The organism is Pseudomonas fluorescens, assembly GCF_000967965.1.
Classification (GTDB): domain Bacteria; phylum Pseudomonadota; class Gammaproteobacteria; order Pseudomonadales; family Pseudomonadaceae; genus Aquipseudomonas; species Aquipseudomonas grandcourensis.
The window spans coordinates 449,906-474,871 of record NZ_LACC01000011.1; the positions used below are offsets into that span (position 1 = coordinate 449,906).

The following is a 24,966-nucleotide window of genomic DNA, read 5'->3' on the forward strand; positions in this document are numbered from 1 at the left end:
GTTCGTTTATTGTGAGTTCCGGTGTCTGATGCGCCGGTGATGCCAAGTTACGCAGCAAAGCACCGATGAAAGCGCACTGCGGCGACCAGCTCTTGCACTGCAGCGACCTGTGCTCTTGAATGCCGCTCGCAACTGGCGTATCAACATCCCTACGCTGCCCGCCCTCTCGTTACCTGGCCTCTTGTTACCTGCTAAGCGAGTGCGCTCCATGTCCCAGGATTTCTACTTCTTGTTGATGCCGGGTTTCTCGGCCATCGGATTTATCTCGGCCATCGAGCCGTTGCGGGTCGCTAATCGATTTCGTGGCGAGCTGTATCGCTGGCATGTGCTGAGCGCTGATGGCGGGGCGGTGCTGGCCAGTAACGGCATGTCGGTCAACGCCGACGCGGCGCTGGAACCGTTGAAAAAAGGCGCGACGCTGCTGGTGGTCGCCGGCTTCGAGCCCCTGAAGTTCACCACCCCGGCGCTGGAGCACTGGCTGCGCCGCCTGGACCACGAAGGCGTGACCCTAGGCGCCATCGACACCGGCAGCTTCATCCTCGCCGAGGCGGGTTTGCTCGACGGTCATCGCCTGACCTTGCACTGGGAAGCCATCGACGCCTTCAAGGAATCTTATCCACAGCTCAGCGTCACCCAGGAACTGTTCGAGATCGACCGCCGGCGCATCACCTCTGCCGGTGGCACCGCTTCCATTGACCTGATGCTGGACTTGATCGCCCAGGCCCACGGTCCGGAATTGGCGATTCAGGTCAGCGAGCAATTTGTGCTCGGCCGCATCCGCCCACGCAAAGACCACCAGCGCATGGAAGTAGCCACGCGCTATGGCATCAGCAACAAGAAACTGGTGCACGTGATCGGCGAGATGGAGCAGCACAGCGAACCGCCGCTGAGCACGCTGGAACTGGCGGAATCGATCAAGGTGACGCGGCGACAGTTGGAGCGCCTGTTTCGCCTGCATCTGAACGACACGCCGAGCAATTTCTACCTGCGGTTAAGGCTGGAAAAGGCCCGGCAGTTGCTACGGCAGACGGATATGAGCGTGCTTGAAGTGAGCATTGCCTGCGGGTTTGAATCGCCGTCGTATTTCACCCGCAGTTATCGGGCGAAGTATGAGCGCTGTCCGCGGGAGGACCGGCGTACCGCGAAAGCATAAACACCCGAAAACCCTGTAGGAGTGAGCCTGCTCGCGAAGGCAGTCTGTCAGACACATTCATGTCGACTGATGCACCGCTATCGCGAGCAGGCTCACTCCTACAGTTGTACAGCGGTGCCTGAGATTACTTCTTCACCAACGCCGAACACGCCGCTTTGTAAGCCTCATGCTGATACTTGTTCAGCGTCCCTGGCAGTTCGAAATTGTGCTTCTTGGCCTGGGCATTGATGGTCTGCGGCGACAGCAGGGCTACCTCGCAATTCTCCAGTAACTGGAAAACCCCTTCGATCTTGAAGGTGGTCGGCCCGCCAGCGAACTCGCCTTTCTTGCTGCGCTTCTTGATCGCGATGCGGTCGATGGAATTCTCGCGGACAAACGAGGCGACCTGAGCGGCGAACACTTTGACGTTGGCGGCTTCGTCGTCATCGTCCAGGGCAATTTTCTTGGTGGCGAGCGCGACATGGCCCAGCGCCTGACCGTCCAGCGTGGCCACGGCGATGATCGCTTCGCTGCCTTTGATTTCGATGCCGCAGACTTTCATGTTCAATCCCATTAGTGACAGAGGGTGTGTAGCTTACAGCTCAAGCTGACTGGCGGTGATGCCAAAAGCCGCAGCGATCTTCTCGCGGGTGGCCTTGCGAGGCTTGGCGACAGTCTCTTGCTGGGCGAAGGCCGGTTGAGTGATGCCCATGCGTTTGGCCACTTCTTCCTGGGTAAGGTTCAAGTGTTCGCGCCAGGCGCGGATGGGAGTAGCGCCATCGACGATTCGGCTCACCACCTCATGGGGGATCAAGTCGGGTTCGATTTTCTGCGCCACGTATTGTGCATAGGGAATGACCACGAAGGCTGGATTACCTTCGGCGTCATTGATGATTTGGATGTCAGTAGGTGCGTTCATCTCGGAAAAATATAAGTCTTTTATAAGAATTGCGAATCTTTGCTTATATTTTTATGGTTGGCCATCAACAACATTTGTCGGCATGTTGCGTGAAAAGTCCACAGAACAGCGGCTTTGGACAGAAGCTGTAGGTCAGATCAGAGTACTTTGTGGGAAAAGGGTTTTTGGGCGATTGAAAGCTGGTGGTAGTCCCAGCTTTCACCGGAATTTTCAGGACTACTCCTGCCCAATCGACTCCAAAAACTCCGACCGTTCATCACTCATCCGCGCCACACAATCGTTCTGGGCAATGGTGAACGCCTTGCTGCCAGCGGTAGTCGGGAAGGCTTCGACGGCGCAGTCTGCGTCGCGGGTCTTCAGCCATTGCTGTTGGGCGGCCTTGATCTTGGCGGTGATGTCGGCCAGTTGCGACGGGGTTTTGCCGTACTGCGACTGCATGCGCTCGGCCAGGCCCTGGAGGTTTTCCTTGAGCAGGTCTTCGGCGGTGGTTTTGCTGAAGGCCGAGCATTCCAGGGTCTGGACGTCGTTTTCGACTTTGTCGCACGGGTTGTCGTCGGACACCTCCGCTGCGTGTACGCCGGTCGCAATCAGTGCCATTGCCAGAATGATCGATTTCATTATCGTTGCCGCTCTTGTCCAGTGAAGCATCCAGTGATGCGGCGAATTCTGGCCCAAGCAGGCGGCCTTGAACAGGTCGGTGATTGTGCCTGGCGACGACCCTTTGTCGCGGATTGACGCTTTCGGCAATTCCCCTGTCGTTTTTGCACCCGGCTGCTTAGGCACCGAGGCATATGCTGGCCCCAAAGCGCCGGCAGACGATTCGGCGCATGAATCGCCAACAAGGGGACAGCCTGATGAGCCCAGCCGAATTACACGCCGACAGCATCGTTATCGACGGTCTGATCATTGCCAAATGGAACCGCGAGCTGTTCGAAGACATGCGCAAGGGCGGTCTGACGGCAGCCAACTGCACCGTGTCGGTGTGGGAGGGCTTTCAGGCCACCGTCAACAACATCGCCGCCAGCCAGAAGCTGATCCGCGAGAACAGCGACCTGGTGATTCCGGTCCGCACCACCGCCGACATCCGTAAAGCCAAGGAGCAGGGCAAGACCGGCATCCTTTTTGGCTTCCAGAATGCCCACGCCTTTGAAGACCAGATCGGCTATGTCGAAGTCTTCAAGCAGCTTGGCGTCGGTATCGTGCAGATGTGCTACAACACCCAGAACCTGGTGGGCACCGGTTGCTACGAGCGTGACGGCGGCCTGTCGGGCTTCGGTCGCGAAATCGTCGCCGAGATGAACCGGGCAGGCGTGATGTGCGACCTGTCCCACGTCGGTTCCAAGACTTCCGAAGAAGTCATCCTCGAATCGAAGAAACCGGTCTGCTACTCCCACTGCCTGCCGTCGGGGCTCAAGGAGCACCCGCGCAACAAGTCCGATGAAGAACTCAAGTTCATTGCCGACCACGGCGGCTTTGTCGGCGTGACCATGTTCGCGCCGTTCCTGGCCAAGGGCATCGATTCGACCATCGACGACTACGCCGAAGCCATCGAGTACGTAATGAACATCGTCGGCGAAGACGCCATCGGTATCGGCACCGACTTCACCCAGGGCCACGGCCAGGACTTCTTCGAATACCTGACCCACGACAAGGGCTACGCCCGCCGTCTGACCAGCTTCGGCAAGATCATCAACCCGCTGGGCATCCGCACCGTGGGCGAGTTCCCGAACCTGACCGAGACCCTGCTCAAGCGCGGCCACTCCGAGCGCGTGGTACGCAAGATCATGGGCGAGAACTGGGTCAACGTCTTGAAAGATGTCTGGGGCGAATAAGCCGCCGCACTTCTGAATCCTTTCCCGCTGCCGTCCGTGCAGCGGGCAACACAACAAATTTTCTGGAGTTAAGTTTCCATGGCCAAGATCGCCCCGCAATTGCCAATCGAAGTCGACAGCGAAACCGGTGTCTGGACCTCCGACGCCCTGCCGATGCTGTACGTGCCACGTCATTTCTTCGTCAACAACCACATGGGCATCGAGGAAGTGCTGGGCGCTGAAGCCTACGCCGAAATCCTCTACAAGGCCGGCTACAAGTCCGCCTGGCACTGGTGTGAAAAAGAAGCCGAATGCCACGGCCTGGAAGGCGTCGCAGTGTTCGAACACTACATGAAGCGCCTGTCGCAGCGTGGCTGGGGCCTGTTCAAGATCCAGGACATCGACCTCGACAAAGGCACCGCCAGCGTCAAGCTCGAACACTCGGCGTTCGTCTACGTGTACGGCAAGGTCGGGCGCAAGGTCGACTACATGTTCACCGGCTGGTTTGCAGGGGCGATGGATCAGATCCTCGCCGCTCGCGGCAGCAAGATCCGCACCGTGGCCGAACAAGTCTACGGTGGCTCCGAAGAGGGCCACGAAGACGGCTTGTTCACCGTCAAGCCGTTGTAAGTCGAGGAACCCGCCATGGCTTTCGAAGCAATGTTCCAGCCGATCCAGATCGGCAAACTGACCATCCGCAACCGCGTGCTCAGCACCGCGCACGCGGAGGTCTATGCCACCGACGGCGGCATGACCACCGACCGGTACGTCAAGTATTACGAAGAGAAAGCCAAGGGTGGGATCGGCCTGGCGATTTGCGGCGGCTCCTCCAGCGTGGCCATCGACAGCCCGCAAGGCTGGTGGAAGTCGGTGAACCTGGCGGACGACCGGATCATTCCGCACTTCCAGAACCTGGCCGATGCCATGCACAAGCATGGCGCCAAGATCATGATCCAGATTACCCACATGGGCCGTCGTTCCCGTTGGGACGGCGAGCACTGGCCAACCCTGCTGTCGCCGTCGGGCATCCGTGAGCCGGTGCACCGTGCGACCTGCAAGACCATCGAGCCGGAAGAAATCTGGCGGGTGATCGGCAACTACGCCACTGCTGCGGCGCGGGCCAAGGCCGGTGGCCTGGACGGCGTCGAACTGTCGGCCGTGCACCAGCACATGATTGACCAGTTCTGGAGCCCGCGGGTCAACAAGCGTACCGATGAATGGGGCGGCAGCTTCGAGAACCGCATGCGTTTCGGCCTGGAAGTGATCAAGGCTGTGCGCAAGGAAGTCGGTCCGGATTTCTGCGTCGGCATCCGTCTGTGCGGTGATGAGTTCCACCCGGATGGCTTGTCCCATGAGGACATGAAGCAGATCGCCAAGTACTACGACGACACCGGCATGATCGACTTCATCGGTGTGGTCGGCTCGGGTTGCGACACCCACAACACCCTGGCCAACGTTATCCCCAACATGAGTTATCCACCGGAGCCGTTCCTGCATCTGGCGGCCGGTATCAAGGAAGTGGTCAAGGCACCTGTACTGCACGCGCAGAACATCAAGGACCCGAACCAGGCGACCCGTATTCTGGAGGGCGGCTACGTCGACATGGTCGGCATGACCCGCGCCCACATCGCCGACCCGCACCTGATCGCCAAGATCAAGATGGGCCAGGTCGACCAGATCAAACAGTGCGTCGGCGCCAACTACTGCATCGACCGTCAGTACCAAGGCCTGGACGTACTTTGCATCCAGAACGCCGCGACCTCCCGTGAATACATGGGCGTGCCGCACATCATCGAGAAGTCGACCGGTGTGAAGCGCAAAGTTGTGGTGGTCGGTGCCGGTCCTGCCGGGATGGAAGCCGCTCGCGTGTCGGCCGAACGTGGCCACGACGTGACCCTGTTCGAGAAGAAAGAATTCATCGGTGGCCAGATCACGACCGCATCGAAAGCCCCGCAACGGGACCAGATCGCCGGTATTACCCGCTGGTTCCAACTGGAATTGGCGCGTTTGAAAGTTGACCTGCGCCTGGGCGTGGCGGCCGATGCGGCAACCATTCTCGACTTGCGTCCAGACGTGGTGGTGCTCGCCGTCGGCGGCCATCCATTCCTGGAGCAGAACGAACACTGGGGCGCGGCTGAAGGCCTGGTGGTCAGCAGTTGGGACATCCTTGATGGCAAGGTTGCACCGGGCAAGAACGTACTGGTCTACGACACCATTTGCGAGTTCACCGGGATGTCGACGGCCGACTTCCTCGCCGACAAGGGCAGCCAGGTCGAGATCGTCACCGACGACATCAAACCGGGCGTGGCCATCGGCGGTACGTCGTTCCCGACTTACTACCGCAGCATGTACCCCAAAGAAGTGATCATGACCGGGGACATGATGCTGGAGAAGGTCTACCGCGAAGGCGACAAGCTGGTGGCGGTGCTGGAAAACGAATACACCGGCGCCAAAGAGGAGCGGGTGGTCGACCAGGTGGTGGTGGAAAACGGCGTGCGTCCGGACGAAGAAATCTACTACTCGCTGAAGGAAGGCTCGCGCAACAAAGGCCAGATGGACATCGAAGCCTTGTTCGCGATCAAGCCGCAGCCATCGCTGAGCACCACGGGTGACGGCTACTTGCTGTTCCGTATCGGCGACTGCGTGGCTCAGCGTAATACACACGCTGCGATCTATGACGCGCTGCGGTTGTGCAAGGATTTCTAACAGTATCACCATCATCACTGTGGCGAGGGGGCTTGCCCCCGTTGGGCTGCGAAGCGGCCCCAAAATCAGTCAATGCGGTCTGTCAGTAAAAAATGCATTTGACCGATTTACGACTGCTTCGCAGCCGAACGGGGGCAAGCCCCCTCGCCACAGGTCGGTGTCAGGCCTTTAACGGCAAGCACATGAACCCTTGCAAGACCCGAGGTCTTTGGGAGCTTCACCATGTTGAACACCCTTCTTCCAATCCTGTTGTTCGCAGCCCTGGGCCTTGGTGTCCTGGGCGCGTTGCGGCGGGTGGCCATGTGGCGCCGGGGCCGGGCTTCGAAAGTCGACCTGATCGGCGGCCTGTTCGCCATGCCCAAGCGCTACATGGTCGACTTGCACCATGTGGTCGCGCGGGACAAATACATTGCCAACACCCACGTCGCCACGGCCGGCGGTGCGGTGGCGTCCATCGTGCTGGCGATCCTGGTGCATGGTTTCGGCCTGCATAACCGCTTCCTCGGCTATGCGTTGCTGCTGATGACAGCGGTGATGTTCGTTGGTGCGATCTTTGTTTACCTGCGTCGGCGCAACCCGCCGTCCCGTCTGTCGAAAGGCCCGTGGATGCGCCTGCCGAAAAGCCTGCTGGCGTTCTCGGTCTCGTTCTTCCTGTTGACCCTGCCGGTGGCAGGGATCCTCCCGGAAAACTTCGGTGGCTGGCTGTTGGCGGCGATTCTCGGGGTTGGCGTGTTGTGGGGCGTGTCGGAGCTGTTCTTCGGCATGACCTGGGGCGGGCCGATGAAACACGCCTTCGCCGGTGCGCTGCACCTGGCCTGGCACCGTCGCGCAGAACGCTTCGGTGGCGGTCGTTCCACGGGCCTCAAGCCTCTGGACTTGAATGACCCGACCGCGCCACTGGGCGTGGAAAAACCCAAGGATTTCACCTGGAACCAATTGCTCGGCTTCGACGCCTGCGTGCAGTGCGGTAAATGCGAAGCGGCGTGCCCGGCGTTCGCCGCCGGCCAGCCGTTGAACCCGAAAAAACTGATTCAGGACATGGTCGTCGGCCTGGCCGGTGGCACTGACGCCAAGTTCGCCGGCAGCCCGTATCCGGGCAAGCCGATTGGCGAACACGCGGGTAATCCGCATCAACCGATCGTCAACGGCCTGGTGGATGCCGAGACCCTGTGGTCGTGCACCACCTGCCGCGCCTGCGTCGAGGAATGCCCGATGATGATCGAGCACGTCGATGCCATCGTCGACATGCGCCGTCATCTAACCCTGGAAAAAGGCGCCACCCCGAACAAGGGCGCCGAGGTGCTGGAAAACCTGATCGCCACCGACAACCCGGGCGGTTTCGCGCCGGGAGGGCGGATGAACTGGGCAGCAGACTTGAACCTCAATCTGCTCAGCGAAAAGAAATCCACCGACGTGCTGTTCTGGGTTGGCGACGGTGCCTTCGACATGCGTAACCAGCGCACCCTGCGTGCGTTCGTCAAAGTGCTGAAAGCGGCGAAAATCGACTTCGCGGTGCTCGGCCTCGAAGAACGCGACAGCGGTGACGTGGCTCGGCGCCTGGGCGACGAAGCGACCTTCCAGCTGTTGGCCAAGCGCAACATCCAGACTCTGGCCAAATACAGTTTCAACCGCATCGTCACCTGCGATCCGCACAGTTTCCACGTGCTGAAAAACGAGTATGGCGCTTTCGATGGCAACTACCTGGTGCAGCACCACAGCACCTACATGGCGGAAATCATCGATGCTGGCGCGCTCAATCTCGGTCAGCACAAAGGCGACAGCGTGACCTACCACGACCCGTGCTACCTCGGCCGCTACAACGGCGAATACGAGGCACCGCGTCAGGTGTTACGCGCCCTAGGGATCGAAGTGAAAGAGATGCAACGTTCCGGCTTCCGCTCGCGCTGCTGCGGCGGTGGTGGCGGCGCGCCGATCACCGACATTCCCGGCAAGCAACGCATTCCCGACATGCGCATGGAAGACATCCGCGAAACCGGCGCCGAACTGGTGGCCGTGGGTTGTCCACAATGCACCGCGATGCTCGAAGGCGTGGTCGAACCCCGGCCGATGATCAAGGACATTGCCGAGCTGGTGGCCGACGCGTTGCTGGAAGAAGCCGCCTCCAAACCCTCTACGCCGGCCCAACGTGAACCAGCGGAGGCCCACTGATGAGCGACATTATCCGCCGCGACCCGCGGGCCGAATGGATTGCCCGCAACCGTCTGCACCCGCTGCACGCAGCCATGCAGCCGGCGCAACACAGCTGGATGGGGCCTAACGGCGTCATCCGCAAGAATCCCCATGGAGTCGGTTTCATCGGCCCCAACGGTATCAAACGCATCGACCGCAGCGGCGCTCAGCAGGGCGGGGCGACCAAGCGCTCGGCTGCCGTGGAAGTACAATTGCCGCTGCATCAGGTGACCGCGCCTGCGTTTTACATCAGCGTGGTGCCGGACATGGTCGGTGGTCGCTTGAGCAGTCACGACCGCGACCTGCTGGGCCTGGCCCATCAACTGGCCGGCAAGGACGGCGCAGTGCTGGCCGTGGTGTTCGGCGAACACAAGGAAAACGCTTTCGCCACGGCGGGCGTCGACCGCCTGCTGGTGCTGGAAGGCGAAGAATTCAACGGTTATGCACCGGAGCAACGGGTCCAGGGCCTGCGGGCTGTGGATAACCAGTTCAGCCCGCGTCACTGGTTGCTGCCGGACAGCCGCAGTGGCGGTGGCGAACTCGGCCGTCGTTTTGCTGCGGCACTGGGCGAGCGCCCGGCCACGCGGGTCTGGCAGGTCAAGGATCAGGAGTGCATCGGCCGTGCTGGCGCAGGTCTGCAAGACCTTGCCCGGCCGCTGGCGCGATTGATTCTGGCGGCTGCCGAGTGCGCCGAACCGGTCAGCGAAACCCGTCACGAAGCCTTGGCCGTGGAGTTATCCACAACTGTGGCGCGCAGCCTGTCGCGGATCGAAGATCTGGGCGCGGTGGCCGTCGATCCGGCGGCAATTCCAATGGCCGAAGCCGAGTTCATTTTCTCCGGTGGCAACGGGGTCAAGGACTGGGGACTTTTCCACAGGACCGCCGAAGCCCTCGGCGCGACCGAAGGCGCATCGCGGGTGGCGGTGGACGACGGCTTCATGGCCCGCGACCGCCAGGTCGGCGCGTCCGGCACCTGGGTCACTGCACGGGTCTATGTGGCGGTGGGGATTTCCGGGGCGATCCAGCACCTGCAAGGCATTGGTGCCTGCGACAAGGTGGTGGCGATCAACCTCGACCCGGGCTGCGACATGATCAAGCGTGCGGACCTCTCGGTGATTGGCGAGAGCGCGGAGATTCTTCAAGCCTTGATCGAGGCGGTAGAGGCTTACCGCAACGACGCCAAGCGCGATGCGGCTTAAGGGAAGGAAAGGGTTATGAGCACGAAAATCATCAGCCTGGTGTCCATCGGCGCCCACCCGACATCCGGTCGGCCGCGTCGCGCGGAGCAGGATGCGCGGGCGGTTGAACTGGGCCTGCAATTGGCTGGGGATAACTTGCAGGTGCTGCATGCCGGCGACATTTCCGAGCCTGCATTGCGCGCCTACCTGGGCATGGGGCTTGAGCAACTGCATGTGCTGGAACAACCGCAAGGCGCCGACGCGCTACCGGCGCTGACCGACTATTTGCGCGATGCCGGGGCGCAGGTGGTGTTGACCGGTAGCCAGGCGGAAACCGGTGAAGGCTCGGGCATGTTGCCCTTCCTGCTGGCCGAAAGCCTGGGCTGGCCGCTGGTGGTGGGACTGGCGCAGGTCGAGTCCATCGATGGCGGTTCGGCGCTGGTGCTGCAAGCCTTGCCCCGCGGTCAACGTCGTCGGCTGAAGGTACGCCTGCCGTTTCTGGCGACGGTGGATAACGCTGCACCCAAGCCTCGGCAGAGCGCTTACGGCCCGGCCCGACGCGGCGTGCTGCAAGCGCAGGACGTCGAGGTCATCGACGATGAACTGCTCGCGGTCGCAACCCTGCAACCGGCCAAGCCAAGGCCCAAGCGTCTGAAGGTGATCAAGGCCAAGAGCGGTGCCGACCGAATGAAAGCCGCGACGGCCAAGGCCAGTGGTGGAGGCGGGCAGGTACTCAAGGGCGTGACGGCGCAAGCCGGGGCCGAGGCCATCCTCAAATTGCTGATTGAAGAAGGTGTGGTTCGCTAACAAACACTGTGGGGGCGGCTTGTTCGCGAAAGCGTGGTATCAGGCGGCATTGATGTTGACTGATACTCCGTCATCGCGAGCAAGCTCGCTCCCACAGGATCTCTTCGTCCCGCACCACACCCGTCAGCCCGGTGAGCTACAGTTTTCCATGCGCTGATCAAGGGTGCGGCACGTTTTCGGGAGCTTTCAGACATTCAGCGCTGACTCATAAAACCCTGTTTTTATGACTGGCCTGAATATGAAGACTTTCGCTCTTCTGGCGCTCTGTGCATCGGCCATGTGGTTATCCACAGGCTTGATCTCTGCCGCCCAGACAAAGGCGTCCGAGGCTGATCAGGATTTTTACCGCTGGATAGACTCCGAACAAGGCCGCAACGCGTCCCTGGCGCAACTGCGGCAACAGTGCGACAAGGTACTGGATGCCGACAGACACCTCAGCTGCTCGGTGACGGTCTTCGCCAGATTGCTCGAAGCCAAGGCCGCCAATCAAATCCCCGAGTACTACCTGGCGATCAAGGCCAGGCATGCCCGGGCGATTGCGGCCAGCGCCGATCTGAAGCCGCTGTTCTCCACGTTTGGCAGCAAATCACTGGCTGTCCTGGCGGCGACCGGCGATTTCACGGTCAACGGTTCGACGCGGTATGAGGTGCTGCCGCTCTATCCGTATGCCGACGACTTCTACAACGCTGAACAAGTGCTGCCATTTATCGAGGTCGGCGCGGCCAATGGTGTCTCGGCGCGTTTTGTTCTGGACACGGGCGCACCGCAAACCCGGGTCAACATCGACACTGCGAAACAGTTGGGCATCAGGTTGTTGCCCGATGCTTTTTATCGCTACAGCACGTTTTATGGCGAAAAAGGCTTGGCCGCGAGGCTGGGAGTTCTCGGGTCGCTGAAAGTCGGCACCCGCGAGTTCAGGAATGTCCTGGTCTTTGTCAGCGACCGGGACAATCTGTTGGGGCTGGATCTGATCAGCAAGCTGGGGCGCTTGAAGATCACCAGCAGAACACTGGAGCTGAATCCGCCGCCGGCCACACGCTGTGATGCGCCGATTGCCATTAGCCGCCTGGATCTCAATCAACGGTTGGTGGTGGCCGCACAGCTGGATCGCCGGGCAACGCAGGCCATCATCGATACCGGAAATGTCGACTACTTGACGGCCTCGTCGCCCGGCAGGCAAGTCAGCGTTGTGCAGGCGCTGACACCGGGAGGCTCGAACGTTTACACCGGCAACAACAAACGCTTCCAACGCTTCGACGGCGTATTGGCCCTGCAAGGCAACACCATGGCGGTCACCTACAAATACTACCCGGGCTTTACCATCCCGCCGTCGCTGATAGGCGGGCAATACGTCCCGTCAATATTGCTCGGATGGCACGCGTTCAAAGACTTTGAATTGAACCTGGATCTGGATTCAGGTCGCTCATGTCTCAATAAAATCTGAACAACTTCGGTGTTTACCCACAATCCCTGTTGGTGGTTCTGTGGATAACATGTTCGCCCATGGCTACACCCCATATAAATCAGGCCCTGCAAGCCTCAGGTCAAAAAACAACCAGTCCTGTCCGTGGTTTTTCCAAGCTTTTTCAACGGGATAAGTGCTGTTGTGGGTGCAGACTTGCCCCCAATCTCTGTTGGCGCTTCTGTGGATAAGATGTTTGCTATCGGCTGTAGGCCTTATAAACAGCGGCTTTCATGGTTGCGATCAAAAAGTGATCAATTGATGGTTGTGAGCCGTAGAATTCCGTGCAAACACCGGTTTTTTGCGGGTTGTAGCGGTTTTCCACAGAGCCTTCGAAGTTAACCCCAAAGTCTGTTGGCGCTTCTGTGGATAAGGTGTTTGCCATCCTCTGAAAGCTACGCAGTCCGTGCCTTTCAGGCTTTTGATCAAAAAACGACCAGTCCGCTCGTGGAAGCATGCTTCTGGATAAGTCACGATTTTTCTTTGGGTTTTGTGGAGAAATTTTGCGGTCTGTCCACAGTTGTCCCCAATAGCTGTGGGTGGAGATGTGGATAACTTGTTCGCGGAAGGCTGGGAGGTGCGGCGGGCATAGGCCTGAACGAGATAGGTCATATTTCGTGCAGTTCTAATGAGGAGAGGAATTACCGAGAGGATTGTGTTGATGCAGAGGGTGCCATCGCGAGCAGGCTCGCTCCTACAGTGGATCTGTGAACGACACAGATCGAGTGTGGGAGCGAGCCTGCTCGCGATGCTTTTGATGTTTAGCCGCTAACCGGGACACCCTTGAGGTACGGCGCAGGCTCGGCCCCCAGGTTGCTCAGCAGACGCTCGCTGTACCAGTCCACGAAGTTCACCACACCAAACTCATAAGTCTTGGAGTAAGGCCCAGGCTGGTACGCAGTGGAGTTGATGCCGCGCTGGTTCTCTTCGGCCAGACGACGGTCCTGGTCGTTGGTGGCGTCCCAGACCTGGCGCATGCGCTCCACGTCGTAGTCCACGCCTTCGACCGCGTCCTTGTGCACGATCCACTTGGTGGTGACCATGGTTTCCTGGGCGCTGATCGGCCACACGGTGAACACGATGATGTGGTCGCCCATGCAGTGGTTCCACGAGTGCGGCAGGTGCAGGATGCGCATCGAGCCCAGGTCCGGGTTCTGGATGCGGCCCATCAACTTGGCGCAGCCCTGCTTGCCGTCCATGGTCATCGACACGGTGCCCTTGAGCAGCGGCATGCGCACGATGCGGTTACGCAGGCCGAAGCTGGCGTGGGCGTAAGGGATCTTCTCGGCTTCCCAGGCAGCGGCGGAGGCGGCGACGTGGTCCTTGAAGGCCTGGTCGGCGCGCGGGTCGGTGACGTCGTCCCACTCCAGCAGGGTTTTCAGCAGTTCCGGGTGCGACGCGTTGCAGTGGTAGCACTCGCGGTTGTTTTCCAGCACCAGTTTCCAGTTGGCCTTTTCCATCAAGGTGGTTTGCACCGCCACCTTGGTGTTCTCCATGTCGTACGGTTCCATGTAATGGTTCAGTGTCGACAGGAAGTCATCGATGGCCGGCGGATTCTCCGCCAGGCTGATGAAGATGTAGCCGCCGGCGGTCTTCACGTTCACCGGCTTGAGGCCGTACTCTTTCATGTCGAAGTCGGCGCCCATTTCGGTGCCGGCGAACAGCAGGCGGCCGTCCAGTTCGTAGGTCCACTGGTGGTAGTGGCAAACCAGCTTGGCGACCTTGCCCTTGTCGCTGGTGCACAGGCGCGAGCCACGGTGGCGGCAGACGTTGTGGAACGCATGCACCACGCCTTCGGCGCCACGGATCACGATGATCGGGTTCTTGCCGATCTGCAGGGTCAGGTAGTTGCCCTTGGTAGGGATCTCGCACGTCATGCCGGCGATCAACCACTCTTTCTGAAAGATTTCCTGCATGTCGATATCAAACAGGCGCTCGTCGGAGTAAAACGGCTGCGGCAGCGAGAACGTGCGCTCGCGCTCTTGCAGCATCTGTGCGGTGGCCTTGCGTGCGGGTTCCAGCGGATCGCCCAGGCTCAGGGTAGTAGTGACGTCCATCGTTTAATCCTCAAGGCCATTCTGTGTGGCCGGCGAAAGTGGCTAATCAGGGTTGCTACGCAAGGTGTAAAGAATGTGTCTTGGTATGGGGCGAGTGTGGGGCCGGCGCTGGCCAGAACCTTATCCATGGGCGACATGGTGCAATCTGTTCCCGACGCGCAAGCCCCGGTCGTTGGGGGCTGGTCGCGATAAGCATGTCAATGTCGCAGATAGGTAAATGGATGGTTCGCGCTATACGCAGAATCGCCAACATGAAGGCCGACAGTCGGCCGTGGAGATCAGCATGTCCAACAGCTTCCTGAACCCGGTAACCACCCAGACCTGGGCCAATGGTCGACACATCGTCCGTTGCGTCAAAGTCATCCAGGAAACCTGGGATGTGCGCACCTTTTGCTTCATGGCCGACCAGCCGATCCTGTTCTTCTTCAAACCGGGGCAGTTTGTCACCCTGGAGCTGGAGATTGAAGGCCAGCCGATCATGCGTTCGTACACCATTTCCAGCTCGCCATCGGTGCCGTACAGCTTTTCGGTGACCATCAAGCGCGTGCCGGGCGGCAAGGTGTCCAACTGGCTGCACGACACCCTGCACGAAGGCCAGGAGCTGGCGGTGCACGGGCCGGTCGGGCTGTTCAATGCCATGGACTTCACCGCGCCGAAGGTGCTCTACCTCAGCGGCGGCGTTGGTATCACGCCGGTCATGTCCATGGCGCGCTGGTTCTACGACACCAACGGCAATGTCGACATGGTGTTTATCCACAGCGCCCGTTCGCCTAAAGACATCATTTACCACCGTGAGCTGGAACACATGGCGTCGCGGATCGAGAACTTCAGCCTGCACCTGATCTGCGAGAAGCACGGCATGGGTGAGCCATGGGCCGGTTATCGCGGTTACCTGAACCACAGAATGCTTGAATTGATGACGCCTGACTTCCTTGAGCGCGAAGTATTCTGCTGCGGCCCGACACCGTATATGAATGCGGTCAAGCGCTTGCTGGAAGCCGCTGGCTTCGACATGTCGCGTTATCACGAAGAATCCTTCGGAGCGACCCCGCCAGAGGCGCGCGCTGACGCCGTGGAACACGCCGAACAAGCGGCCGAGGCACCGGAAGTCGACGCCGCGGACTTGCATCAAGTGGAATTCACCACCTCCGGCAAGAGCATCCGCGTGGCCCCGGGCGAGACCGTGCATGCAGCGGCGGCCAAGGTCGGCCTGATGATTCCGAAAGCGTGCGGCATGGGCATCTGCGGCACCTGCAAGGTGTTGAAACTGGGCGGCGAAGTGGAGATGGAGCACAACGGCGGGATCACCGAGGAAGACGAAGCCGAAGGGTTCATCCTGTCGTGCTGCAGCGTGCCGAAAGGCGATGTGCGGATCGAGTATTGATTCGGGTGGGAATATATCTCTGAAAGCAGTGGTGTTCCCTTGTGGGAGCGAGCAGGCTCGCTCCCACAGGTTTTTAGTCAATAAACAGATCCGTCATCAGCTTGTCGCTGCTGTCCGGCGCGAACCGATAGTGTTCGAACTCCGTCACACCGCTTTCTCGCAGAATCTCCTCATCAATCAACAAACGCCCGGTCAGGCTGCGCCCGCTGCTGCTCAGAATCACATGGGCGGCATCGGCCATGATCGCAGGCAGGCGCGCATGCTTGAACGACTCGCGCGACCCCAACTGAAACTCGATCGCGGCGGTGGCAATCATCGTCTGTGGCCATAGCGAGTTGACGCTGATCCCGTAGTTCTTGAATTCCTCACTCATGCCCAGGGTCAGCATGCTCATGCCGTACTTGGTGACGGTGTAGGGGCTGTATTGGGCGAACCACTTGGTGGCAAGGTTCAGCGGCGGGGACAGATTGAGGATGTGGCCGCCGGATTTTTTCAGGTAAGGCAACGCAGCCTGGCTGCACAGTAAGACGGCGCGGGTGTTGATCTGATGCATCAGATCAAAGCGCTTGAGTTCGAGGTGCTGGACCCCAGTCAGCTTGATCGCCCCGGCATTGTTGATCAGCGCATCGATACTGCCGAAATGTTCGTTGGCCTGGGCCAGCGCCGCACGTACGGCATCCTCTTCACGCACATCCACCTGCAAGGCCAGCGCCTTGCCGCCTGCGGCTTCCACCTCCTGGGCCACGCTGAAAATCGTGCCCGGCAGCTTGGCGTGGGGTTCGGCGCTTTTGGCGGCAATCACAATGTTGGCGCCGTCACGTGCGGCCCGCAGCGCGATCTCGCGGCCGATGCCGCGGCTGGCGCCGGTGATGAACAGGGTTTTGCCTTGCAATGACATGCTGACGCTCCTGATTATTGTTATGTGAGCACAGGCTCGACAAACAATGTAGACGAAGTCTTTCAGGAGCAGTGGCGGGGGAACGGACGAACGCGAACTTGTGGCGAGGGGGCTTGCCCCCGTTCGGCGGCGCAGCCGTCGTAAAACCTGCTGTCGCGGTCTGACTGACAAACCACGGACTCAGACTTTGGGCCTGCTGCGCAGTCCGACGGGGGCAAGCCCACTCGCCACAGGGGATCGTGGTTATGCCATGACTTCACGGATATCCCGCGCCAATTCACGCACGCGCTCTTCCTCGGTGTCCCACGAGCACATGAAGCGTGCGCCGCCGTTGCCGATGAAGGTGTAGAAGCGCCAGCCCTTGGCGGTCAGTGCGGCGATGGCCGGTTCCGACAGTTGCAGGAACACGCCATTGGCCTGTACCGGGAACATCAGCTCCACGCCTGGAATGTCGCTGACCAGCTCGGCGAGCAATTGCGCGCAGTGGTTGGCGTGGTTGGCGTATTTGAGCCAGGCGTCGTTTTCCAGGATCCCGACCCACGGTGCCGACAGGAAGCGCATTTTCGACGCCAACTGCCCGGCCTGCTTGCAGCGGTAATCGAAGTCTTCAGCCAGTTTGTGGTTGAAGAACAGAATCGCCTCGCCCACTGCCATGCCGTTTTTCGTGCCGCCAAAGCACAGCACGTCGACGCCGGCCTTCCAGGTCAGGTCGGCCGGGGTGCAGCCGAGGAAGGCGCAGGCGTTGGAGAAGCGCGCGCCGTCCATGTGCAGGTTCAGGCCCAGTTCCTTGCAGGTGGCGCTGATGGCGCGGATTTCGTCCGGGGTGTAGACGCTGCCGACTTCGGTGGCCTGGGTCAGGGTCACGACGCGGGGTTTCGGGTAGTGGATGTCCTGGCGCTTGAGCGCGACCTCACGGATCGATTCCGGGGTCAGCTTGCCGTTTTCAGTGCGGGCGATCAGCAGTTTGGAGCCGTTGGAGAAGAATTCCGGGGCGCCGCATTCGTCGGTTTCGACGTGGGCGGTTTCCGAGCAGATCACACTGTGGTAACTCTGGCACAACGACGACAGCGCCAGCGAGTTGGCGGCGGTGCCGTTGAAGGCGAAAAACACTTCGCAGTCGGTTTCGAACAGCTTGCGGAAATCGTCGGACGCGCGGGCGGTCCACTCGTCGTCGCCGTATGCGCGCTGGTGGCCGTGGTTGGCCTGTTCCATGGCAGCCCAGGCTTCAGGGCAGATGCCGGAATAGTTGTCGCTGGCGAATTGTTGGCTCTTGTCGGTCATGGCCTGCTTCCGTGGTCGAGATGCCTATGGTGAAGCGTCCCGTGGTCAATGAGGGTGCGCACTGTACCCAAGATCGTCAGGTGGAGCGCACAGGATGTCGCTGTCGGGAAAATACACGGTCGAAGGGCAATTATGCACGTGACTATGTACAAGAGCATGCACAAGACCATGCACAAGGCCATGCACTTAAAGCAGCGCGACGGGGCACTGGATCTGCTCAAGTGGCTGGCGCTGCTGTGCATGGTGCTCGATCACCTGCGATATGTCGGTTATTCCGCCGATCTGTTGTATGTGCCGGGGCGCCTGGCGTTTCCATGGTTCTGTTTGGCGATGGCGGCCAATCTGGCGCGCACGCGGACTGCGACGACCGGTGGCCAGTGGCGCTATCTGGGGTGGTTGTTGCTGTTTAGCGCGGTGAGTGAAATTCCTTACCGGATGTACATTCCCAATCCCGACACCTTGAACGTGCTGCCCACCCTTGCCTTGGGCTTGCTGGTGATTCGTGGCTGGCAGCAGCCGGTGCTTGCCTCGCGGCTGCTGGCGGTGGGCGCGTTGATGCTGGCAGGGTTTTTCTCCCAGCGGTTGATGTTCGGTTTCTTTGGAGTGCTGTTGCCGCTGGCGATGTTGCTGGTACTGCAACGGCCCTGGTATTTCGCGCTGTTGGCGGGGGTGGTGTGCCTGGCGGCCAATCAGTGGCAGTTGCTGTATCACGCCGCTCGCCTGGGCAATGTCGCGGCGATTCCGGCCATCGTCACGTGCCTGATCGCGCCATGGCTCGGGCTGTTCTTGTTGCGACATGCAAAGGGCGCAAAACCACCGCCGATGCGGCGCTGGGCGTATGCGCTCTATCCCCTGCATTTCCTTGTGTTGCTCGCAGTGCGACAGGCCATCGCCTGACCTGTGGGAGCGAGCTCGCTCGCGATGGCGGCGGGTCAGTCGACATCAATGTTGAATGTGATGCCGCTATCGCGAGCAAGCTCGCTCCCACAGGGGATCTGCGCTGGATCGACGGTCGTGTTTGGCCTGCCATTTCTTCCCATGTCGTAAACGCACCTTTGCGTGGCGCCCGTAGGCATTTGACGACTCCAAGCCAGTCATACCATCGCTACCAAAGGGCACTGCCGAAACGCCAGTGCCTCACCGAGACGAATGGCGCACCGCCGCCGCTGGGAGAGACGCGATGTTCAGCAAGCAAGACCAGATCCAGGGTTACGACGATGCACTGCTGGCGGCGATGAATGCCGAAGAGCAACGTCAGGAAGATCACATCGAGCTGATCGCGTCGGAGAACTACACCAGCAAGCGCGTGATGGAAGCGCAAGGCAGCGGCCTGACTAACAAATATGCCGAAGGTTATCCGGGCAAGCGCTACTACGGTGGCTGCGAACACGTCGACAAGGTTGAGGCACTGGCCATTGAGCGCGCCAAGCAACTGTTCGGCGCCGATTACGCCAACGTTCAGCCGCACTCCGGTTCCTCCGCCAATAGCGCCGTATACCTGGCCCTGCTGCAAGCCGGCGACACCATCCTCGGCATGAGCCTGGCCCACGGCGGTCACCTGACCCACGGCGCCAAAGTGTCGTCCTCGGGCAAGCTGTACAACGCCGTGCAGTACGGCATCGATACCAAGACCGGTCTGATCGATTACGACGAAGTCGAGCGCCTGGCCGTCGAGTGCAAGCCGAAGATGATCGTTGCCGGCTTCTCGGCCTATTCCAAGACCCTCGACTTCCCGCGCTTCCGCCAGATCGCCGACAAGGTCGGTGCGCTGCTGTTCGTCGACATGGCCCACGTGGCCGGTCTGGTCGCTGCCGGCCTGTACCCGAACCCGCTGCCTTACGCCGATGTGGTCACCACCACTACCCACAAGACCCTGCGCGGTCCACGTGGCGGCCTGATCCTGGCCAAGTCCAACGAAGAAATCGAGAAGAAGCTCAACGCGGCAGTTTTCCCGGGTGCCCAGGGCGGCCCGCTGATGCACGTGATCGCCGGTAAGGCAGTGTGCTTCAAGGAAGCGCTGGAACCTGGCTTCAAGGTTTACCAGCAGCAAGTGATCGACAACGCCCAGGCCATGGCCGGCGTGTTTATCAAACGCGGCTACGATGTAGTGTCCGGCGGTACCGACAACCACCTGTTCCTGGTCAGCCTGATCCGTCAGGGCCTGACCGGTAAAGAGGCGGACGCAGCCCTCGGTCGCGCCCACATCACTGTGAACAAGAACGCTGTCCCGAACGATCCACAGTCGCCGTTCGTGACCTCCGGCCTGCGCATCGGCACCCCGGCGGTCACCACTCGCGGCTTCAAGGTGACCCAGTGCGTCACGCTGGCCGGCTGGATCTGCGACATCCTCGACAACCTCGGCGACGCCGATGTCGAGGCCAATGTCGCCGAGCAAGTGGCAGCCCTGTGCGCGGACTTCCCGGTTTATCGCTGAGTGCGGTTTTGGAGTAAATGACTATGCAACGCTACTCGGGCTTCGGCCTCTTCAAACACTCTCTCAGCCATCATGAAAACTGGCAGAAAATGTGGCGCACGCCGACCCCTAAAAAGGTCTACGACGTGGTCATCGTCGGCGGTGGCGGGCATGGTCTCGCAACGGCCTACTACCTGGCCAAGGAACACGGCATCACCAACGTGGCCGTGGTCGAGAAAGGCTGGCTGGGCGGCGGTAACACCGCGCGCAACACCACCATCGTTCGCTCCAACTACCTGTGGGATGAGTCGGCGCACCTGTACGAACACGCGATGAAACTGTGGGAAGGCCTGTCCCAGGACCTGAACTACAACGTGATGTTCTCCCAGCGCGGCGTCTACAACCTGTGCCACACCCTGCAGGACATCCGTGATTCCGAGCGTCGGGTCAGCGCCAACCGCCTCAACGGCGTCGACGGTGAACTGCTCGATGCCAAACAGGTTGCCGACGAGATTCCGTACCTCGACTGCTCCAAGAACACCCGCTACCCGGTGATGGGCGCTACCGTTCAGCGTCGCGGCGGCGTGGCCCGTCACGATGCCGTGGCCTGGGGCTTTGCCCGTGCCGCCGACGCCCTCGGCGTGGACCTGATCCAGCAGACCGAAGTGATCGGTTTCCGCAAGGAAAACGGCGTGTGCATCGGCGTTGAAACCAACAAGGGCTTCATCGGCGCGAAGCGCGTCGGCGTAGTGACCGCCGGTAACTCCGGGCACATGGCCAAGCTCGCCGGTTTCCGCCTGCCGATCGAATCCCACCCGCTGCAGGCGCTGGTGTCCGAGCCGATCAAGCCGATTATCGACAGCGTGATCATGTCCAACGCCGTGCACGGCTACATCAGCCAGTCCGACAAGGGCGACCTGGTGATCGGCGCCGGTATCGACGGCTACAACGGCTACGGCCAGCGTGGTTCGTACCCGGTGATCGAGCACACCATCCAGGCCATCGTCGAGATGTTCCCGGTGCTGTCGCGCGTACGCATGAACCGTCAGTGGGGCGGCATCGTCGACACCACGCCGGATGCCTGCCCGATCATTTCGAAAACCCCGGTACCGAACATGTTCTTCAACTGCGGTTGGGGCACCGGCGGCTTCAAGGCCACACCTGGCTCGGGCAACGTGTTTGCCGCGAGCCTGGCCAAGGGTGAAATGCACCCATTGGCCGCACCTTTCTCCATCGACCGTTTCCACAACGGTGCGTTGATCGATGAACACGGCGCTGCTGCGGTTGCCCACTAACAGGAGAAATCCCCATGTTGCATATCTTCTGTCCTCACTGCGGCGAACTGCGCTCCGAAGAGGAATTCCATGCATCCGGCCAGGCGCACATCCCGCGTCCACTGGATCCGAACACCTGCACCGACGAGGAGTGGGGCGACTACATGTTCTTCCGCGATAACCCTCGCGGTCTGCACCACGAGCTGTGGGATCACGTCGCCGGTTGCCGTCAGTACTTCAACGTCACCCGCGACACCGTGACCTACGAGATTCTCGAAACCTACAAGATCGGCACCAAGCCACAATTCACCGACAAGACCGATAGCCCGAAAGCGGCCAGCACGGCTCTGGGAGAGAAGGTATGAGCCAGATCAATCGCCTGTCCAACGGCGGACGGATCGACCGCAACAAAGTCTTGACCTTCACCTTCAACGGCCAGAACTACAAAGGCTTCGAAGGCGATTCCCTGGCCGCTGCACTGCTGGCCAACGGCGTCGACATCATCGGTCGCAGCTTCAAGTATTCCCGTCCGCGCGGCATCTTCGCTGCCGGCGCTGAAGAGCCGAACGCGGTGCTGCAGATCGGCGCCACCGAAGCCACGCAGATCCCGAACGTGCGCGCCACGCAACAGGCGCTGTACCAAGGCCTGGTCGCTACCAGCACCAACGGCTGGCCGAGCGTGAACAACGACATGATGGGGATTCTCGGCAAGGTCGGCGGCAAGCTGATGCCACCGGGCTTCTACTACAAAACCTTCATGTACCCGCAATCGTTCTGGATGACCTACGAGAAGTACATCCGCAAGGCTGCCGGCCTTGGCCGCTCGCCGACCGAGAACGATCCGGACACCTACGACTACATGAACCAGCACTGCGACGTGCTGATCGTCGGTGCCGGCCCTGCTGGCTTGGCCGCTGCACTGGCCGCTGCGCGCAGCGGTGCCCGTGTGATCCTGGCTGACGAACAGGAAGAGTTCGGCGGCAGCCTGCTCGACTCCCGCGAAAGCCTCGACGGCAAGCCGGCGATGGAGTGGGTGGCCAGCGTCATCGACGAGCTGAAGAACACCCCTGACGTGCTGCTGTTGCCGCGCGCCACCGTCAACGGCTACCACGATCACAACTTCCTGACCATTCACGAGCGCCTGACCGATCACCTCGGCGACCGCGCACCGATCGGCCAGGTGCGTCAGCGCATCCACCGGGTCCGCGCCACTCGCGTGGTGCTGGCAACCGGCGCTCACGAACGTCCACTGGTCTACGGCAACAACGACGTGCCGGGCAACATGCTCGCCGGCGCCATCTCGACCTACGTGCGTCGTTATGGTGTGGCACCGGGCAAGAAACTGGTGCTGTCGACCAACAACGACCACGCCTACCGCGTTGCCCTGGATTGGCTCGATGCCAGCCTGCAAGTGGTGGCCATCGCCGACGCTCGCAGCAATCCCCGTGGTGCGCTGGTGGAAGAAGCCCGCGCCAAAGGCATCCGCATCCTCACCGGCAGCGCCGTGATCGAGGCCCGTGGTAGCAAGCACGTGACCGCTGCCCGTGTGGCCGCCATCGATGTCAAAGCCCACACCGTGACGAGCCCAGGCGAATGGCTCGACTGCGACGTGGTCGCCAGCTCCGGTGGCTACAGCCCGGTGGTTCACCTGGCTTCGCACCTGGGCGGCAAGCCGATCTGGCGCGAAGACATCCTCGGTTTCGTACCGGGTGAAGCACCGCAGAAACGCGTGTGTGTCGGTGGCATCAACGGCGTCTACGGCCTCGGCGATTCCCTGGCCGATGGTTTTGAAGGTGGCGTTCGCGCTGCTGCCGAAGCCGGCTTCCAGTCGGTTGAAGGCGTGTTGCCAAAAGCCCTGAGCCGTCTCGAAGAGCCGACCCTGGCGCTGTTCCAGGTGCCCCATGAAAAGAACACCGCACGGGCGCCGAAGCAATTCGTCGACCTGCAAAACGACGTCACCGCCGCCGCCATCGAACTGGCGACCCGCGAGGGCTTCGAGTCGGTCGAGCACGTCAAGCGCTACACCGCGCTGGGCTTCGGTACCGATCAGGGCAAGCTCGGCAACGTCAACGGCCTGGCCATCGCTGCCCGCTCGCTGAACGTGACCATCCCGCAGATGGGCACCACCATGTTCCGTCCGAACTACACGCCGGTGACTTTCGGCGCCGTGGCCGGTCGTCACTGTGGGCACATCTTCGAGCCGGTGCGCTACACCGCGCTGCATCAATGGCACCTGAAAAATGGCGCCGAGTTCGAAGACGTCGGCCAGTGGAAACGTCCTTGGTACTTCCCTAAATCCGGTGAAGACCTGCATGCCGCGGTGAAGCGCGAATGCAAAGCCGTGCGCGACAGCGTCGGCCTGCTGGATGCTTCGACCCTCGGCAAAATCGACATCCAGGGCCCGGATACGCGTGAGTTCCTCAACCGCGTCTACACCAACGCCTGGACCAAGCTCGACGTGGGCAAGGCGCGTTACGGCCTGATGTGCAAAGAAGACGGCATGGTCTTCGACGACGGTGTGACGGCTTGCCTGGCCGACAACCATTTCGTCATGACCACCACCACGGGCGGCGCGGCTCGCGTACTTCAGTGGCTGGAGCTGTACCACCAGACCGAATGGCCGGACATGAAGGTGTACTTCACCTCCGTCACCGACCACTGGGCGACCATGACCCTGTCCGGGCCGAACAGCCGCAAGCTGCTCGCTGAAGTCACCGACATCGACCTGAGCAACGAAGCCTTCCCGTTCATGACCTGGAAAGAAGGTCTGGTGGGTGGTGTGCCAGCGCGGGTATTCCGGATTTCGTTTACCGGTGAACTGTCGTACGAAGTCAACGTGCAAGCCGACTACGCCATGGGCGTGCTGGAAAAAATCGTCGACGCCGGCAAGAAGTACAACCTGACCCCGTACGGCACTGAAACCATGCACGTGCTGCGGGCGGAGAAGGGCTTCATCATCGTCGGCCAGGACACTGACAGTTCGATGACCCCGGACGACTTGAACATGGGCTGGTGTGTCGGTCGCACCAAACCGTTCTCGTGGATCGGCTGGCGTGGCATGAACCGTGAAGACTGCGTGCGTGATCAGCGCAAGCAATTGGTTGGCCTGAAGCCGATCGATCCGAACAAATGGCTGCCGGAAGGCGCGCAACTGGTGTTCAACACCAAGCAAGCCATTCCGATGACCATGGTGGGTCACGTGACTTCCAGTTACCTGCACAACTCCCTGGGCTATTCGTTCGCCATGGGCGTGGTCAAGGGCGGCTTGCAGCGGATGGGCGAGCGAGTGTTCGCACCGCTGGCCGACGGCAGCGTGATCGAGGCGGAAATCGTTTCTTCGGTGTTCTTTGATCCGAAGGGCGAGCGCCAGAACGTTTAAGGCTCGGGTCCTGTGGGGGGCCGGCAGCCGCTTTCGCGAGCAGGCTCGCTCCCACAGGAGATCGCGTACCCCTTG

20 protein-coding genes are annotated in these 24,966 nt (G+C 60.8%); 14 read left to right on the forward strand and 6 right to left on the reverse strand.

The window, feature by feature from the left end:
• Positions 1-208 precede the first annotated feature (208 nt).
• Positions 209-1,153, forward strand: coding sequence for a GlxA family transcriptional regulator (locus VC35_RS09085; protein ID WP_046039362.1), 945 nt, complete (start codon positions 209-211; stop codon positions 1,151-1,153).
• A 124-nt stretch (positions 1,154-1,277) separates the two neighbouring features.
• Here VC35_RS09085 and VC35_RS09090 read toward each other — a convergent pair whose 3' ends face one another.
• The 3 genes from VC35_RS09090 to VC35_RS09100 all read right to left on the reverse strand — a co-directional run bounded on the left by VC35_RS09090 (position 1,278) and on the right by VC35_RS09100 (position 2,669).
• Positions 1,278-1,694 (reverse strand): DUF3010 family protein, encoded by a 417-nt coding sequence (locus VC35_RS09090; RefSeq protein ID WP_046039547.1) that lies wholly within the window; start codon positions 1,692-1,694, stop codon positions 1,278-1,280.
• Between the two features lie 33 nt (positions 1,695-1,727).
• Positions 1,728-2,051 (reverse strand): helix-turn-helix domain-containing protein, encoded by a 324-nt coding sequence (locus VC35_RS09095; RefSeq protein WP_046039364.1) that lies wholly within the window; start codon positions 2,049-2,051, stop codon positions 1,728-1,730.
• Positions 2,052-2,267: 216 nt separating this feature from the next.
• Positions 2,268-2,669 carry a lysozyme inhibitor LprI family protein gene (locus VC35_RS09100; RefSeq protein WP_046039366.1) on the reverse strand — a complete coding sequence of 134 codons (402 nt, stop codon included), beginning with the start codon at positions 2,667-2,669 and terminating at the stop codon, positions 2,268-2,270.
• A gap of 236 nt (positions 2,670-2,905) precedes the next feature.
• On the opposite strand from VC35_RS09100, the gene VC35_RS09105 reads away from it, so the two are divergent.
• From VC35_RS09105 to VC35_RS09135, 7 genes are all read left to right on the forward strand, one after another.
• The gene (locus VC35_RS09105) at positions 2,906-3,883 is read left to right on the forward strand and encodes a dipeptidase (protein ID WP_046039549.1); all 978 of its coding nucleotides are present in this window, start codon (positions 2,906-2,908) and stop codon (positions 3,881-3,883) included.
• A 78-nt stretch (positions 3,884-3,961) separates the two neighbouring features.
• Complete coding sequence (locus VC35_RS09110) at positions 3,962-4,492, forward strand: DUF5943 domain-containing protein (RefSeq protein ID WP_008048169.1); 531 nt, start codon at positions 3,962-3,964, stop codon at positions 4,490-4,492.
• Positions 4,493-4,507: 15 nt separating this feature from the next.
• The gene (gene dgcA / locus VC35_RS09115; RefSeq protein WP_046039367.1) at positions 4,508-6,568 is read left to right on the forward strand and encodes a dimethylglycine demethylation protein DgcA; all 2,061 of its coding nucleotides are present in this window, start codon (positions 4,508-4,510) and stop codon (positions 6,566-6,568) included.
• A gap of 222 nt (positions 6,569-6,790) precedes the next feature.
• Positions 6,791-8,737, forward strand: a complete 1,947-nt coding sequence (gene dgcB / locus VC35_RS09120) for a dimethylglycine demethylation protein DgcB (protein WP_046039368.1) — start codon at positions 6,791-6,793, stop codon at positions 8,735-8,737.
• On the forward strand, positions 8,737-9,957 hold the full coding sequence (gene etfA, locus VC35_RS09125) for an electron transfer flavoprotein subunit alpha (RefSeq protein WP_046039370.1): 1,221 nt from the start codon (positions 8,737-8,739) through the stop codon (positions 9,955-9,957). The genes dgcB and etfA overlap by 1 nt, the downstream gene beginning before the upstream one ends.
• 15 nt (positions 9,958-9,972) lie before the next feature.
• Positions 9,973-10,743, forward strand: a complete 771-nt coding sequence (gene etfB, locus VC35_RS09130; RefSeq protein WP_046039371.1) for an electron transfer flavoprotein subunit beta — start codon at positions 9,973-9,975, stop codon at positions 10,741-10,743.
• A 277-nt stretch (positions 10,744-11,020) separates the two neighbouring features.
• A complete protein-coding gene (locus VC35_RS09135) occupies positions 11,021-12,187 on the forward strand; it encodes a retropepsin-like aspartic protease (protein ID WP_046039373.1) in 1,167 nt (388 codons plus the stop codon).
• A 779-nt stretch (positions 12,188-12,966) separates the two neighbouring features.
• On the opposite strand, the gene gbcA is transcribed toward VC35_RS09135, so the two are convergent.
• Positions 12,967-14,262, reverse strand: a complete 1,296-nt coding sequence (gene gbcA / locus VC35_RS09140) for a glycine-betaine demethylase subunit GbcA (protein ID WP_046039375.1) — start codon at positions 14,260-14,262, stop codon at positions 12,967-12,969.
• A gap of 283 nt (positions 14,263-14,545) precedes the next feature.
• On the opposite strand from gbcA, the gene gbcB reads away from it, so the two are divergent.
• Complete coding sequence (gene gbcB, locus VC35_RS09145) at positions 14,546-15,646, forward strand: glycine-betaine demethylase subunit GbcB (RefSeq protein WP_046039551.1); 1,101 nt, start codon at positions 14,546-14,548, stop codon at positions 15,644-15,646.
• Between the two features lie 73 nt (positions 15,647-15,719).
• On the opposite strand, the gene VC35_RS09150 is transcribed toward gbcB, so the two are convergent.
• Positions 15,720-16,544 (reverse strand): SDR family oxidoreductase, encoded by an 825-nt coding sequence (locus VC35_RS09150; RefSeq protein ID WP_046039377.1) that lies wholly within the window; start codon positions 16,542-16,544, stop codon positions 15,720-15,722.
• A gap of 243 nt (positions 16,545-16,787) precedes the next feature.
• Positions 16,788-17,825 (reverse strand): threonine aldolase family protein, encoded by a 1,038-nt coding sequence (locus VC35_RS09155; protein WP_046039378.1) that lies wholly within the window; start codon positions 17,823-17,825, stop codon positions 16,788-16,790.
• A 132-nt stretch (positions 17,826-17,957) separates the two neighbouring features.
• Here VC35_RS09155 and VC35_RS09160 point away from each other — a divergent pair, with 132 nt between their 5' ends.
• From VC35_RS09160 to VC35_RS09180, 5 genes are all read left to right on the forward strand, one after another.
• Entirely contained in the window at positions 17,958-18,722 is a 765-nt protein-coding gene (locus tag VC35_RS09160) for a TraX family protein (protein ID WP_046039379.1), read from the forward strand.
• Between the two features lie 283 nt (positions 18,723-19,005).
• The gene (gene glyA / locus VC35_RS09165; protein WP_046039380.1) at positions 19,006-20,259 is read left to right on the forward strand and encodes a serine hydroxymethyltransferase; all 1,254 of its coding nucleotides are present in this window, start codon (positions 19,006-19,008) and stop codon (positions 20,257-20,259) included.
• A 23-nt stretch (positions 20,260-20,282) separates the two neighbouring features.
• Positions 20,283-21,533, forward strand: coding sequence for a sarcosine oxidase subunit beta (locus VC35_RS09170; RefSeq protein ID WP_007947735.1), 1,251 nt, complete (start codon positions 20,283-20,285; stop codon positions 21,531-21,533).
• Between the two features lie 14 nt (positions 21,534-21,547).
• On the forward strand, positions 21,548-21,877 hold the full coding sequence (locus tag VC35_RS09175) for a sarcosine oxidase subunit delta (protein WP_046039383.1): 330 nt from the start codon (positions 21,548-21,550) through the stop codon (positions 21,875-21,877).
• A complete protein-coding gene (locus VC35_RS09180; RefSeq protein ID WP_046039385.1) occupies positions 21,874-24,891 on the forward strand; it encodes a sarcosine oxidase subunit alpha in 3,018 nt (1,005 codons plus the stop codon). The genes VC35_RS09175 and VC35_RS09180 overlap by 4 nt, the downstream gene beginning before the upstream one ends.
• Positions 24,892-24,966 lie beyond the last annotated feature (75 nt).